Below are 987 nucleotides of genomic sequence, written 5' to 3' on the forward strand. Positions count from 1 at the left end.
AGCCATCCCACCAGCGTATGCTCCGAGAGCATCTCCATCACCCGGCCGTCGCGGGACAGTTCTCCACCGTCCTCGTCCTCGGGCAGCAGATCGGCCATCCAGACCTTCTTGCTGACCTCGTAGATGGATTGCAGCCGGTTGGAAGCCGTCTCGTCGGGGCCGAACACGCGAAAGGTACTCATGTTCTCGCGCATGGTGTCGCGCAGGAATTCCCCGAGCGGCCGGGTATTCTCATGCAGCACCTGGCCTGCGTGAGCAACGTCGACCGCATAGGCCCGGAAATCGGGCAGCTTCAATTCCCGGCGCAACACGCCGCCATTGGCATGCGGATTGGCGCTGATGCGCCGTGGTCCCGCCGGCGCGAGGGCTCGCAGTTCCGGGATCAGCCGCCCGCCGGCATCGAACAGTTCCTCGGGCTTGTAACTGTGCAGCCAGCTTTCCAGAAGCTCGAGGTTTGCGGGACTGTTGCGCACGTCGGAAAACGGCACCTGATGCGAACGCCACGAACCCTCGGCCTTGTGGCCCTTGACCTCCTTGGGTCCCGTCCACCCTTTGGGCGTGCGCAGCACGATCATCGGCCAGCGCGGCCGCTCGGGCTGGCCGCCCGCGCGAGCCGTTTCATGAATCGTGCGGATCTCCGCGATGATGGTGTCGAGCGTGGCGGCCATCTTCTCGTGCATCTCTGCATGGTCCGATCCCTCGACAAAATAGGGCGTGTAACCATAGCCCTCGAACAGCGCCTCGAGTTCCCGGTGGCTGATGCGCGCGAGGATGGTCGGGTTGGCGATCTTGTACCCGTTCAGGTTGAGAATCGGCAGAACGGTGCCGTCGCGGGCAGGGTTGAGGAATTTGTTCGAATGCCAGGCCGTGGCAAGCGGCCCCGTCTCTGCTTCGCCGTCGCCGATCACGCAAGCGACGATGAGGTCGGGGTTATCGAGCGCGGCGCCGTACGCATGCGACAGGCTGTAGCCCAGTTCGCCGCCTTCG

General features: G+C 64.3%; 1 protein-coding gene. It reads right to left on the reverse strand.

Going from position 1 to position 987, the window contains the following annotated elements:
- Nucleotides 1–987, reverse strand: a 987-nt coding sequence (locus BG61_RS38585; RefSeq protein WP_035943717.1) for a phosphoketolase family protein, incomplete at both ends; no start/stop codon positions are given.

This window comes from Caballeronia glathei (assembly GCF_000698595.1).
GTDB classification, from domain to species: Bacteria; Pseudomonadota; Gammaproteobacteria; order Burkholderiales; family Burkholderiaceae; genus Caballeronia; species Caballeronia glathei.